The 13093-nt window shown below is 53.6% G+C and carries 12 protein-coding genes; 6 read left to right on the top strand and 6 right to left on the bottom strand.

What is annotated here, in order from left to right:
- The first annotated feature begins 15 nt into the window (after positions 1–15).
- Positions 16–1017 carry a bile acid:sodium symporter family protein gene (locus CRO33_RS14250; protein ID WP_097118552.1) on the top strand — a complete coding sequence of 334 codons (1002 nt, stop codon included), beginning with the start codon at positions 16–18 and terminating at the stop codon, positions 1015–1017.
- Between the two features lie 30 nt (positions 1018–1047).
- Here CRO33_RS14250 and CRO33_RS14255 read toward each other — a convergent pair whose 3' ends face one another.
- The 3 genes from CRO33_RS14255 to zipA form a co-directional block, all read right to left on the bottom strand.
- Positions 1048–1266: a DUF3820 family protein gene (locus CRO33_RS14255; protein ID WP_038645584.1), complete on the bottom strand. Its 219-nt coding sequence runs from the start codon at positions 1264–1266 to the stop codon at positions 1048–1050.
- A gap of 1 nt (position 1267) precedes the next feature.
- The gene (gene ligA / locus CRO33_RS14260; RefSeq protein ID WP_097118553.1) at positions 1268–3289 is read right to left on the bottom strand and encodes an NAD-dependent DNA ligase LigA; all 2022 of its coding nucleotides are present in this window, start codon (positions 3287–3289) and stop codon (positions 1268–1270) included.
- Positions 3290–3364: 75 nt separating this feature from the next.
- Entirely contained in the window at positions 3365–4360 is a 996-nt protein-coding gene (zipA, locus tag CRO33_RS14265; RefSeq protein ID WP_097118554.1) for a cell division protein ZipA, read from the bottom strand.
- A gap of 217 nt (positions 4361–4577) precedes the next feature.
- Here zipA and cysZ point away from each other — a divergent pair, with 217 nt between their 5' ends.
- From cysZ to crr, 5 genes are all read left to right on the top strand, one after another.
- Positions 4578–5336 carry a sulfate transporter CysZ gene (gene cysZ / locus CRO33_RS14270; protein WP_097118555.1) on the top strand — a complete coding sequence of 253 codons (759 nt, stop codon included), beginning with the start codon at positions 4578–4580 and terminating at the stop codon, positions 5334–5336.
- 140 nt (positions 5337–5476) lie between these two features.
- On the top strand, positions 5477–6448 hold the full coding sequence (cysK, locus tag CRO33_RS14275) for a cysteine synthase A (protein ID WP_034825880.1): 972 nt from the start codon (positions 5477–5479) through the stop codon (positions 6446–6448).
- Between the two features lie 386 nt (positions 6449–6834).
- A complete protein-coding gene (gene ptsH / locus CRO33_RS14285) occupies positions 6835–7092 on the top strand; it encodes a phosphocarrier protein Hpr (protein ID WP_034825876.1) in 258 nt (85 codons plus the stop codon).
- A 159-nt stretch (positions 7093–7251) separates the two neighbouring features.
- Positions 7252–8979, top strand: a complete 1728-nt coding sequence (ptsI, locus tag CRO33_RS14290; protein WP_034825874.1) for a phosphoenolpyruvate-protein phosphotransferase PtsI — start codon at positions 7252–7254, stop codon at positions 8977–8979.
- Between the two features lie 42 nt (positions 8980–9021).
- Positions 9022–9525, top strand: coding sequence for a PTS glucose transporter subunit IIA (crr, locus tag CRO33_RS14295; RefSeq protein WP_034825872.1), 504 nt, complete (start codon positions 9022–9024; stop codon positions 9523–9525).
- Between the two features lie 399 nt (positions 9526–9924).
- Here crr and CRO33_RS14300 read toward each other — a convergent pair whose 3' ends face one another.
- From CRO33_RS14300 to cysM, 3 genes are all read right to left on the bottom strand, one after another.
- Complete coding sequence (locus CRO33_RS14300) at positions 9925–11286, bottom strand: ATP-binding protein (RefSeq protein WP_097118557.1); 1362 nt, start codon at positions 11284–11286, stop codon at positions 9925–9927.
- Positions 11283–11963 carry a response regulator transcription factor gene (locus tag CRO33_RS14305; protein ID WP_034825869.1) on the bottom strand — a complete coding sequence of 227 codons (681 nt, stop codon included), beginning with the start codon at positions 11961–11963 and terminating at the stop codon, positions 11283–11285. Before CRO33_RS14305 ends, CRO33_RS14300 begins: the two co-directional genes overlap by 4 nt.
- Before the next feature lie 178 nt (positions 11964–12141).
- Positions 12142–13023: a cysteine synthase CysM gene (gene cysM / locus CRO33_RS14310; protein ID WP_097118558.1), complete on the bottom strand. Its 882-nt coding sequence runs from the start codon at positions 13021–13023 to the stop codon at positions 12142–12144.
- Between the last annotated feature and the right edge of the window lie 70 nt (positions 13024–13093).

Here is a 13093-nt window from a genome sequence, read left to right on the forward strand (position 1 = left end):
AACCGGATTGTAACAATGGGCTTTTTACGACTCGACCCGATGATGGTCAAACTCATCATCACTGTGCTGTTGGCCAGCTTCATCCCGGCCAAAGGCGGGTTTGTCGATTTCTTTGAATACCTGACCACCGCCGCCATCGCCCTGCTGTTCTTTATGCACGGTGCCAAGCTGTCACGCGAGAAAATCATTGCCGGCAGCAGCCACTGGCGTTTGCATCTGTGGATCATGTGCAGCACTTTCGTGGTGTTCCCGATTCTTGGCTTGCTGCTGGTGTGGTGGCATCCGGTGAACGTCGGGCCAGAGATTTATACCGGCTTCATTTATCTGTGTATTCTGCCTGCCACCGTGCAGTCTGCGATTGCCTTCACCTCCATGGCGGGGGGGAACGTGGCGGCTGCGGTCTGTGCCGCTTCGGCATCCAGCCTGCTGGGCGTATTCATCTCGCCGCTGCTGGTGAATCTGGTGATGAACGTCCATAGCGATGCGCCGAGCAACGGTCTGGAGCAGATTGGCAAAATCATGCTGCAACTGCTGGTGCCGTTTGTGATTGGTCATATGTCTCGTCGCTGGATTGGCGGCTGGGTGGAGAAGCATCGTAGCCTGATTGGTAAAACTGACCAGACCTCGATTCTGTTAGTGGTTTACTCCGCGTTCAGCGAAGCAGTGGTCAACGGTATCTGGCATCGCGTGGGTGTGGATACGCTGCTGTGGATTCTGGCAGGCAGCGTGCTGATTCTGTTTGTCGCGCTGGCGATTAACCTGGGTGCCTCGCGTCTGTTTGGTTTCAGCCGCGCCGATGAAATCGTGGTGCTGTTCTGTGGTTCGAAAAAGAGTCTCGCTAATGGCGTGCCGATGGCCAATATCCTGTTCCCGGCCAGCTCAGTGGGGATTATCGTGCTGCCACTGATGATCTTCCATCAGGTGCAGTTGATGGTGTGCTCCTTCATCGCCCAGCGCTATAAGGCGGGCAATGAGAAGCGGCTGGCACAGCAGCAAGTCGAAGCACAAAAATCCTAAGCAAACGGCCCGCAATTGCGGGCCGTTTTGTTATTCACTGCGCTTTAGCGGTTTAACTAACCCCTGCAATCCTTCTATTTTAATCGCCAGGGTCAGCTGCATCAGCTCGCCCAGCTTCCCTGCCGGAAATTCGTTTTTACGCGCAAACCACAGCAGATACTCTTCTGGCACATCAATCAGCATACGGCCTTTATACTTGCCGAACGGCATAGCGGTATTGGCAATTTCAACCAGCTGATGTTTGTCCACGTTAAGCTCCCAGTAACCGAATCATTTCCGCTTCATCAATCACCGGAATACCGAGTTCCTGCGCTTTCGCCAGTTTGGAACCGGCCGCTTCGCCAGCAATCAATAAGTCTGTTTTCTTCGACACGCTGCCGCTCACTTTCGCGCCCAGCGCCATCAGTCGCTCTTTGGCATCATCACGGTTCATCTGCGACAGCGAACCGGTCAGCACCACTGTCTTGCCAGCAAATGGACTGTCGATCTCTTCAACATTCACCACTTCCAGCTGCGGCCAATGCACGCCCACCTCTTGGGTGAGTTCGCGGATGACTTCGCGATTGCTCTCTTCTTCCATGAAATTACGCACGTGTGCCGCCACCACTTTACCCACGTCCTGCACCGCAATCAGCGCATCCAGATCGGCGTTCATCACCTTCTCAAGATCGCCAAAATGATTGGCCAGATTGGCCGCAGTGGCTTCACCGACTTCACGAATCCCCAGCGCATACAGGAAGCGAGGCAGCGTGGTGAGTTTCGCTTTTTCGAGCGCATCCACCACATTTTGTGCAGATTTCGGCCCCATGCGATCCAGTCCCGTCAGCTTGCCCGCCGTCAGACGGAACAGATCGGCAGGTGTTTGTACGTACTCTTTTTCGACCAGCTGATCGATAATTTTGTCGCCCATGCCGTCAACATCCATCGCACGACGAGAAACAAAATGTTTGAGCGCCTCTTTACGCTGGGCACCACAAATCAGCCCACCGGTACAACGGGTAACGGCTTCGCCTTCCACGCGCTCGACATCCGAGCCACACACCGGGCAATGGCTGGGGAAGACGATTTCACGGGTATCATCCGGTCGTTCAGATTCCACCACGTTGACCACCTGCGGAATCACATCTCCGGCGCGGCGAATCACCACTTTGTCGCCAATGCGCAGGCCAAGACGCGCAATTTCATCCGCATTGTGCAAGGTGGCATTACTCACCACCACGCCAGCCACCTGCACCGGCTCCAGACGAGCGACTGGCGTAATCGCGCCGGTACGTCCCACCTGAAACTCAACATCGCGCACAAAGGTCATCTGCTCCTGCGCCGGGAATTTGAAGGCCACGGCCCAGCGCGGGGCGCGGGCGACAAAGCCTAATTGTTCCTGCAGTGCCTGCGAATCGACCTTGATGACCACGCCATCAATATCGAATCCGAGTGTCGGGCGATCCTGCTCAACCTGACGATAAAACTCCAGCACCTCTTCCGCGGTATGCGCCAGACGAATACGGTCGCTGACCGGTAAACCCCAGGCTTTAAATTGCTGCAGGCGCTGCCAGTGGCTGGCGGGCATGTCACCGCCTTCCAGCAGGCCGAAACCGTAACAGAAGAAAGTCAGAGAACGTTTAGCGGTAATGCGCGGATCGAGCTGACGTAGCGATCCCGCCGCAGCGTTGCGCGGGTTGGCAAACACTTTCGCGCCGGTGCGACGTGCATCCTCATTGAGTTTCTCGAAGCCCGCTTCGGTCATAAAGACTTCACCACGTACTTCGACACGTGCAGGAATATTGTCGCCGTGCAGACGCAGCGGAATGGCATGGATAGTGCGCACGTTGGCGGTAATATTCTCGCCCGTGGTGCCATCACCGCGTGTCGCCGCACGCACCAGCAGTCCATCTTCATACAACAGACTGACCGCCAGGCCATCCAGCTTAAGCTCGCAACAGTAGGTCAGATCGTCGCTGCTTTTCAGGCGATCCTGGACGCGCTTATTGAAGGCAAGGAAACCGGCTTCATCGAAGGTGTTGTCGAGTGACAGCATCGGCACTTCATGGCGAACTTGCTCAAATGAAGGAAGCGGAGATGCACCGACACGTTGAGTTGGAGAATCTGGCGTAATTAATTCTGGATGAGCGTCCTCCAACTTACGTAACTCTGTACGTAACTTGTCATACTCAATATCAGGAATAACTGGCGAGTCCATGATGTGGTAGAGCTTGTCGTGATGTTCTATTAACACCCTCAGGTCATAAATTCGTCTTTCGTATTTTTTCTTCATAACGATGCCCTGCAATATAAAAAACCCCCGACATGCGGGGGTTGTTTCGTTAATATTTGATTTAGCTAGCGGTTATCAACCGATAACTTCGCGAATACGCGTTTTGTAGGTTTCCAGCTTCTGCGGCGTCATCATACGGCGCTCATCATCCAGAACCACACCACCGACATCATCCGCAATACGCTGTGCAGATTGCAGCATCAGCTTGAAGTTTTGGTTCGCATCACCGTAAGACGGCACCATCATAAAGATGGAGATGCCCGGCGTGCTGAAATCGCCCATGGTATCCGGATTGAAAGAGCCCGGTTTCACCATATTTGCCAGGCTGAACAGCACAGGACCGCTGCCCGCTGGGCTCAGGTGACGATGGAAAATATTCATCTCACCAAACTGGAAGCCCGCTTGCAGAATACCCTGCAACAGAGCTTCGCCGTTCAGTTCACCGCCGGCGTGGGCGGCAACATGCAGCACCAGTACCGCTTCATTTTTTCTCTGGGTAGAAGCGGCAGGCTTCTGAGGTTCTTCATGAGCAACCGGCACTTCTTCGTATTCTGGCTCTTCAGCAGCCTGGAATTCAGGCGCAGGCTGAGTCGGTGACAGTGGCTCATTATCCAATAACGGATCGGCCTGAACGGGCTGGGGCTGAGGTTTTGGCTGCGGCGCTGGCGCCGGTCTTGCTACCGGCTGCTGAGGCGCAGGTGCAGGCTGGCGCACTTCCGGCTCATCATCCAGCAGCGGATCACCCATCAATGGGGTTTCATGACGCGGGAATGGCTGACGCGCAGGTTCAGGCGCACGTGGCGCGCTGACAGGCTTAGTCACAGGTGCGTCGAATTCGGGTTCGACATGCGCGTCACGATTGCGACGGACACGCACTTCGCCGACACCATCATCATCTTCTTCGCTCAGCAGATCTTCATCCGCTTCTTCGCGCTGTTTCAGACGTTTGTGCGGGCGATCGCGAAACACGGAAGAGCGCTCTTTACGGCTGGTCCACAGTCCGTGAAGTAGCAACGCTATTATGGCGATCGCGCCAACAACGATTAATATCAGACGCAAATCCTGCATCATTGTATTCTCTGTTGTTCCAATACCTTGCCACCACGGCAAACTTTATCCTCTAACTGTATTTGCCCAGCTAAACAAGTGCAAGTCTGTGCAGTATTTTCTGACAAATAAGATAGCTGCCCCACGCTTTTTTGCTGATTTTTCGCGCAAAGTGCGCCTGCCACCGACAAAAAGCCAGGTTATGATGTTCGCGCCGCCACATAAAGGAGAAAGGCTCGCTATGCCCGTTGAGAAATCGCCCTCATCATTAAATGGTATTCATTACTTTGCCGAAGGCTGGAGACTGGTACGTCTGCCTGGCATTCGTCGTTACGTCATTATTCCTCTGCTGGTGAACATTTTGCTGCTAGGAGGCGCCTTTATCTGGCTGTTTCAACGGCTCGGAGAGTGGATTCCGGCCTTGATGTCGCACATCCCTGATTGGCTACAGTGGCTCAGTTATTTGCTGTGGCCGCTTTCCGTCATATCGATTGTGCTGGTATTCAGCTACTTCTTCTCCACCATCGCGAACTGGATTGCCGCCCCCTTTTGTGGATTGCTGGCTGAGCAACTGGAAGGTCGTCTCACCGGTCACCCGCTGCCGGATAGCGGTTGGATGGCGATGGTTAATGATATCCCGCGCATCATGAAGCGCGAATTACAGAAGCTTGGCTACTATTTACCGCGTGCACTGGGACTGCTGCTGCTTTACTTTATCCCCGGTTTTGGACAAACGGTGGCACCGGTATTATGGTTTCTGTTTAGCGCGTGGATGCTGTCGGTGCAGTACTGCGACTATCCGTTTGATAACCACAAAGTGAGTTTTCAGCAGATGCGTAGTGCGTTACGTCAGCATAAAACGGCGAACATGCAATTTGGCGCGCTGGTCAGTTTGTTCACCATGATTCCGATTCTGAACCTGGCTATCATGCCGGTGGCCGTATGTGGCGCGACTGCGATGTGGGTTGATCGCTACCGCCTACAGCATGCACGTCACTAAAGCTTCAAAAAGCCTTATGCATTTTTGCGTAAGGCTTATGGTTGTGGGCTATATAGATATGCGATTTCTTTCCTTCCGCACACCGGAAGAACAGGTATGCTCTGAGGGTTCCCAATATTTCATACAGTTAAGGACGAGCTATGAGTAAGATCTATGAAGACAACTCTCTGACAATTGGTCATACGCCGCTGGTTCGACTGAACCGCATCGGTAATGGACGCATCCTGGCGAAGGTCGAATCGCGTAACCCGAGCTTCAGCGTCAAATGCCGTATCGGTGCCAATATGATTTGGGACGCAGAAAAACGCGGAATCTTAAAGCCGGGCGTTGAACTGGTTGAGCCAACCAGCGGTAACACCGGTATTGCACTGGCTTACGTGGCCGCCGCTCGCGGTTACAAACTCACGCTGACCATGCCAGAGACCATGTCTGTTGAACGTCGCAAGCTGCTGAAAGCACTGGGCGCGAATCTGGTGCTGACCGAAGGCGCAAAAGGTATGAAAGGTGCCATTGCTAAAGCCGAGGAAATCGTTGCCAGCGATCCGGATAAATTTGTGCTGCTGCAGCAGTTCAGCAATCCGGCTAACCCGGAGATCCATGAGAAAACCACCGGCCCGGAAATCTGGGAAGACACCGACGGTGAAGTGGATGTGTTCATTGCGGGCGTGGGCACCGGCGGCACGCTGACAGGCGTGAGCCGTTACATCAAGAACACCAAAGGCAAAAAAGACTTAATCACCGTCGCGGTAGAGCCGACTGACTCTCCGGTCATCGCTCAGGCTATCGCGGGTGAAGAGATCAAGCCGGGTCCACACAAAATTCAGGGTATCGGCGCAGGTTTCATTCCTGGCAACCTTGACCTGAAACTGGTTGATCGGGTCGTTGCGATTACCAACGAAGAAGCCATCAGCACCGCACGTCAGCTGATGGAAGAAGAAGGCATTCTGGCCGGTATCTCTTCAGGTGCGGCAGTGGCTGCAGCACTGAAGCTGCAGGAAGACGAAGCATTCGCCAATAAGAATATCGTGGTGATCCTGCCCTCCTCTGGCGAGCGCTATTTAAGCACCGCCCTGTTTGCCGATCTGTTCACTGAAAAAGAGCTGCAGCAGTAACCGCCATAGTCTGAAAACGATGAAAAAAGCACCCGAATGGGTGCTTTTTTGTGGCGCAGATCTCACTTTTATCACCAGACAGATTGATTTCAATGACACGGCTCTGGTATTTAAGCTCCCAATTATTTCGGTGCCTGAAATTAATCTGGCTTTGAAGTGGATCAAGCTGAATGGAATTACTGATTTGGCGAAACGGCGAATCACGGCATACTTAGCAAGGTGACCTTTTCGCACAGTTTTTGATCTGCTGCTGAAAGACGCACATTACTAAGCGCATTTTTTGGTCAGCTTAATGCCACACCAGCGCACCTATACAGGCTAAAGTGACGGCTCCAGGCTAGACTTTAGATCCATAACACCAAACCTGATAAAGTTGGGGAAATAGAATGTTCCAGCAAGAAGTTACCATTACCGCACCTAACGGCCTTCATACCCGTCCTGCAGCTCAGTTCGTGAAAGAAGCTAAGGCTTTCCAGTCAGACATCACTGTGACCTCTAATGGCAAATCTGCCAGCGCGAAAAGCCTGTTCAAACTGCAGACTCTGGGTCTGACTCAGGGTACGGTTGTTACGCTGTCTGCTGAAGGTGAAGATGAGCAGCAAGCGGTTGAGCACCTGGTGAAACTGATGGCTGAGCTGGAGTAATTCCGCTCAGGCAAGCAACTAAACCGACTCCTTTGCCCCATTGAGTGCAAATATCTTGATCGCGGACAACCTGTCCGCGTTCTTGCTTCCTTAGAGTACTGTTCCGCGACAGTGGCAACGCATTGGGTCAATGAGCCATCGTGATTAAAAGGTAGGGTTATGATTTCAGGCATTTTAGCATCACCGGGTATCGCTTTCGGCAAAGCACTTCTGCTGAAGGAAGATGAGATCGTCATCAGCCGTAAAAAAATTACTGACGATCAGGTTGAGCAAGAAGTTCAACGCTTCCTTGATGGACGTGGCAAAGCGGCAGTACAGCTCGAAGCCATCCGTGTCAAAGCCGGTGAAACCCTCGGTGAAGAGAAAGCGGCGATCTTTGAAGGTCACATCATGCTGCTCGAAGACGAAGAGCTTGAGCAGGAAATCATCGACCTGATTAAGAAAGATCACGCAACGGCTGACGCTGCGGCGTACTCTGTCATTGATGGCCAGGCCAAGGCGTTGGAAGAACTCGACGACGAATACCTGAAAGAGCGTGCGGCTGACGTGCGTGACATCGGTAAGCGTCTGCTGCAAAACATCCTCGGTCTGCATATTGTCGACCTGGGTGCTATCGCAGAAGAATCTATTCTGGTGGCGAAAGATTTAACGCCGTCAGAAACCGCACAGCTGAACCTGAAGAAGGTGCTGGGCTTTATCACCGATATCGGTGGCCGTACTTCGCATACGTCCATCATGGCGCGTTCTCTGGAGATCCCAGCGATTGTCGGTACCGGTAACGTCACCACGCAAATCAAAAACGGTGACTTCCTGATCCTCGATGGCGTGAATAACAAGATTTACGTTAATCCTACCGATGCAGAACAAGAAGAATTGAAAGCGATTCAGACGCAATACCTGTCTGAAAAGCACGAACTGGCGAAACTGAAAGATCTGCCCGCTATCACGCTGGACGGCCATCAAGTGGAAGTGTGCGCCAACATTGGTACCGTGCGCGATGTCGCTGGTGCAGAGCGCAACGGTGCGGAAGGCGTGGGCCTGTATCGTACCGAGTTCCTGTTTATGGACCGTGACTCGCTGCCAACCGAAGAAGAGCAATTCCAGGCGTATAAAGCGGTAGCGGAAGCCATGGGCTCTCAGGCCGTCATCGTGCGTACCATGGACATCGGCGGCGATAAAGATCTGCCGTACATGAACCTGCCAAAAGAGGACAACCCGTTCCTCGGCTGGCGTGCGATTCGTATCGCAATGGACCGCAAAGAGATTCTGCATGCTCAGCTGCGCGCTATCCTGCGTGCCTCATCCTTCGGCAAACTGCGCATTATGTTCCCGATGATCATTTCGGTGGAAGAAGTGCGTGCGCTGAAGGCCGAGCTGGAGCTGCTGAAAACCCAGTTGCGTGAAGAAGGCAAAGCCTTTGATGAGACCATTGAAGTGGGCATTATGGTGGAAACACCGGCTTCAGCGGTGATTGCGCGTCATCTGGCGAAAGAAGTCGACTTCTTTAGTATTGGGACAAATGACCTGACGCAGTATACTCTGGCGGTCGATCGTGGTAATGATTTGATTTCACACCTCTATAACCCAATGACGCCATCTGTTTTGGGCCTCATTAAGCAAGTGATCGACGCATCACATGCCGAAGGGAAATGGACCGGCATGTGTGGTGAGCTGGCTGGTGATGAACGTGCTACACTACTGTTACTGGGAATGGGGCTGGACGAATTCAGCATGAGTGCCATTTCAATCCCGAGCATCAAGAAGATTATTCGTAATACTAATTTCGAAGATGCGAAGGCATTGGCGGAGCAGGCTCTGGCTCAACCCACAGCGGAAGATTTAATGAACCTGGTGAACAAGTTCATTAAAGAAAAAACGCTCTGCTGATCCACGAGACGCTGGCCCCAAATTACTGCTTAGGAGAAGATCATGGGTTTGTTTTCTAAACTTTTTGGCGAAAAATCAGAGAGCGCGTCAGGGACTATTGATATCGTTGCGCCTCTGTCAGGCGAAATCGTGAATATCGAAGACGTACCTGATGTGGTATTTGCTGAGAAAATCGTGGGTGATGGTATCGCCATTAAACCGACTGGCAACAAGATGGTTGCACCGGTTGATGGTACCATTGGCAAGATTTTTGAGACCAACCACGCCTTTTCAATCGAGTCTGACAACGGCATCGAGCTGTTCGTCCACTTCGGTATCGATACGGTTGAACTGAAAGGTGAAGGCTTTAAGCGTATCGCCGAAGAAGGCCAGAAAGTGAAAAAAGGCGACGTGGTGATCGAGTTTGATCTGCCACTGCTGGAAGAGAAAGCAAAATCCACGCTGACGCCGGTTGTGATTTCGAACATGGACGAAATCAAAGATCTGATCAAACTCTCCGGTCAGGTAACTGTGGGTGAAACCCCGGTTATCCGCATCAAGAAGTAAGCAGCGTCTGGATAGTAAAAACGGCACCCAATAGGTGCCGTTTTTGTTTGTGTGGCTGGCTGGAACTGCAGGGTGCGGTGGCGTTAGGGATGGTGCAGTGGCGTTAGGGATGGTGCGGTCGGTCAGGACGACCGGGCAGATCGCAAAGACGGCATAAACCATCCCTGGGCCTCGGCCCTCGCCATCCATGGCGAGGGACGCTTTGCTCCTCTGCCCGGTCGTCCTGCCCTACTCCACATAGTGCGTGCTGCTTTTTACTGCGTTAGATGCACGGCTTAGTGCGAATAGGTTCGTAGTATGAGTCGCAATGCATTGCGCGCTTGCCTGTGCTAACCGGACTGCATGGGCGCGCTACTATGGATTCACAAGAACGCGGTTAGATTGTGAGCGCTTAAACCTTCAGTCTTGCTTCCATCGTGGCAATCGTAACGTTAGCTCTAAGCCACCTTCAGGGCGATTGACCGCCTGTACCTCACCGTGGTGCGCCAGAATCACCTTACGCACGATGGAGAGCCCTAAGCCGTATCCTTTGCCCATCAGTGGCGAATTAACGCGTACGAAGGGATCGAAGATGCTGGAAAGCTTTTCGTCGTCAACGCCCGGGCCCTGATCGCGCACGCGAATCGCCAGCCATTGATTCTCCGCCTGTAGCCTCACGCTGATATGCTGGCCTTTGTGCGAGAAGCGCAACGCATTACGCAGGACGTTCTCTACACCACGGCGAATCAACTCGGCATTGCCGTGCACGGTGTAGTCGGCGTTCTCATCGACCTGAAAGTCGACTTTTACGCCCGGAATCTGTGCCTCATAGCGCACGTCCGTGACCACCGCGTGCAGCAGGCCAGTGAGATCGAAATACTGCTCACCCGGCATACTTTCATGTTCCGCACGCGATAGCGTCAGCAATTCGCCAATCATCTTGTCGAGACGACGCGCTTCTTCATCGATGCGGTTCAGAGAGGATTCCACTGATTCCGGCGTTTGCCGCGCCAGACCGGTTGCCAGTTGCAGGCGCGCCAGCGGTGAACGCAGTTCGTGGGAGATGTCGTGCAGTAATTCCTCGCGCGCCTTCACCAGCGTATCCAGGCGCTCCACCATGGCATCAAAGTCTTGCGCCACGCTGGAGAGTTCATCATGACGACGACGCATGACCGGATAGAGTCGCACCGACAAATCGCCGCTGGAGACGCGGGCAAAGCCTTCACGCAGCTGGCGCATTGGGCGCGTCAGGTTCCAGGCCAGTAATAAGCTGAACAGTAATCCTAGCGCCCCGGCAAAGGTGAACATCGGCTCTGGGATGTTGAGGATACGTCGCGGGCCACCGCCACCCATCGAACTATCCTCGCGCAATCCTTTAACGTCGTAACGCAACTCGTACTCTTTGCCATCCTGCCCTTTCACCCAACGGACGATGATATCCGGGAACGGACCATGGAAGGGTTCACTGAAGGTTTCCGGCGGCGCATTGCCGGGCGTAGCGGCAGGTTTATCATGCTGGATGACTGAGAAGAACTGGCGGTCGTTGGGTTCCCAATCGGCCATCATGTCATCCAGTGAACTCGGTCCGCCGCGCTCCAAGACAGAAACTGCGGACGCCATCTGTAAATTCACAATACGACGGATAGCCACAATTTCGGGTGGTTCGTGACGATTACCGGAAAGCGTAAAACCAAGCCACAGCAGCTGGCTGATGATGACAAATACGATCCAGAAGCCCAGTAAGATCTTCCAGAACATGCGGCCGCGGTAGCTGTGTTTCATCGAATGCGATAACCAATACTGCGCACAGTTTCAATGTTGATGCTGTCGGCGGTGAGCGCGGCCAGCTTCTGGCGGATATTGCTGATGTGCACATCCACGCTGCGATCGTAAGCTTCACGCGGACGACCAAGCCCTTTCTCTGACAGTTCATCCTTCGACACCACGCGATCGGGCGCACGCAGCAGCAGATCCAGCAGGTTAAATTCCGAGGCGGTCAGGTCAAAGGCTTTGCCCTGCCATTCGGTGATGCGCGTGGCCGGATTCAGGCTCAGCTCACCCCAGCGCAGCAGTTCTTTTTTGTCCTGAACCGGTGCCTGATCTTCGAAACGACGCAGTACGGCACGCAGACGCGCCACCAGCTCACGCGGGTAGCATGGTTTTGGCACATAATCATCCGCACCCATTTCCAGGCCGATAACGCGATCGATGTTGTCGCCTTTGGCGGTTAACATAATCACCGGCAAACGGCTGTTCTGGCGCACCTGACGCAGCACATCAATACCGCTCATATCCGGCAGCATAATGTCGAGAATCATCGCGGTATAGTTGCCCGACAGCGCCCCTTCAATCCCGGCGGTTCCGGTTAAAACCAGTTGCGTTTCAAAGCCTTCCGCAATCAGGTACTGGCTCAGCATGGTGCCAAGTTCTACATCGTCATCAACAAGCAGAATTTTCATCTTTATCTCTCGTACAAAATTGCCGCTATTTTGGCCTGAGTTGGCAATGAGCGCAGCCGATTTTACTCGATCCTTACAGTGCCAACACCAGAGGATTATCAGGGAGACTATAGACAAAAATGGCCCGGTCGCACCACAACAGAACGCGCAGGCCAGATAAAATGCGGGGAAGAGAAGATCAGTGGAACACGCCGGTGGAGAGATAGCGGTCACCGCGATCGCAAACTATCGCCACCACGACACTGCCGGGATGGGCATTAGCGATGCGCAGCGCACCGGCCACCGCGCCACCGGAACTCACGCCGCAGAAAATCCCTTCACGTTGCGCTAACGCACGCATGGTTTCCTCGGCTTCCCGCTGTGCCATATCGATGACCTCATCCACTAATTCAGGACGGAAAATCCCCGGCAGATAAGCCTCGGGCCAGCGACGAATACCCGGAATACTGCTGCCCTCCTGCGGCTGTAAACCAATGACTTTCACCGCTGGCGCAAACTCTTTCAGATAGCGACCGACGCCAGTGATAGTGCCCGTCGTGCCCATACTGGAGACAAAATGGGTCATGCGGCCCTGCGTCTGCTGCCAGATTTCCGGGCCGGTGGTGAGATAGTGGCCTAGGGGATTGTCGGGATTATTGAACTGATCCAACACCCTGCCCTCACCGCGATCGGCCATCTCTTGCGCTAAATCGCGTGCGCCTTCCATGCCCTGTTCGCGCGTCACCAGAATCAATTCCGCGCCGTAGGCACGCATCGCGTCCTGCCGCTCCTGGCTCATGTTATCCGGCATCAGCAGGCGCAGTTTGTAGCCTTTCATCGCCGCGATCATCGCCAGAGCGATACCAGTATTCCCACTGGTGGCTTCAATCAGCGTATCGCCGGGTTGAATGTCACCGCGCTGTTCCGCCTGATGAATCATCGACCAGGCCGCACGATCTTTTACCGAACCGGCCGGATTATTGCCTTCCAGCTTTAACCAGATTTCACTGCCGTTATCGGGCGTCAGGCGTTGCAGCCTGATCAACGGCGTATTACCGATGGTATTTTCCAGTGTGGTCACGGTTTGATTCCAGACAGAAGAGAGGCAAATAAATCGGGCGGGAAAGTCCCGCCCGAAGGAGTGTCAAAAA

Origin of the sequence: Pantoea sp. GL120224-02 (assembly GCF_900215395.1) — a bacterium.
Classification (GTDB): Bacteria; Pseudomonadota; Gammaproteobacteria; order Enterobacterales; family Enterobacteriaceae; genus Pantoea; species Pantoea communis.

Bases quoted from the DNA above. Each gene is read 5' to 3' on its own strand.
- cysZ (WP_097118555.1), top strand. From the start codon at position 4,578: ATGCCCGTTGAGAAATCGCCCTCATCATTAAATGGTATTCATTACTTT.
- CRO33_RS14300 (WP_097118557.1), bottom strand. From the start codon at position 11,286: ATGAAACACAGCTACCGCGGCCGCATGTTCTGGAAGATCTTACTGGGC.
- ptsI (WP_034825874.1), top strand. From the start codon at position 7,252: ATGATTTCAGGCATTTTAGCATCACCGGGTATCGCTTTCGGCAAAGCA.
- zipA (WP_097118554.1), bottom strand. From the start codon at position 4,360: ATGATGCAGGATTTGCGTCTGATATTAATCGTTGTTGGCGCGATCGCC.
- ptsH (WP_034825876.1), top strand. From the start codon at position 6,835: ATGTTCCAGCAAGAAGTTACCATTACCGCACCTAACGGCCTTCATACC.
- CRO33_RS14250 (WP_097118552.1), top strand. From the start codon at position 16: ATGGGCTTTTTACGACTCGACCCGATGATGGTCAAACTCATCATCACT.
- CRO33_RS14305 (WP_034825869.1), bottom strand. From the start codon at position 11,963: ATGAAAATTCTGCTTGTTGATGACGATGTAGAACTTGGCACCATGCTG.
- ligA (WP_097118553.1), bottom strand. From the start codon at position 3,289: ATGAAGAAAAAATACGAAAGACGAATTTATGACCTGAGGGTGTTAATA.
- cysK (WP_034825880.1), top strand. From the start codon at position 5,477: ATGAGTAAGATCTATGAAGACAACTCTCTGACAATTGGTCATACGCCG.
- crr (WP_034825872.1), top strand. From the start codon at position 9,022: ATGGGTTTGTTTTCTAAACTTTTTGGCGAAAAATCAGAGAGCGCGTCA.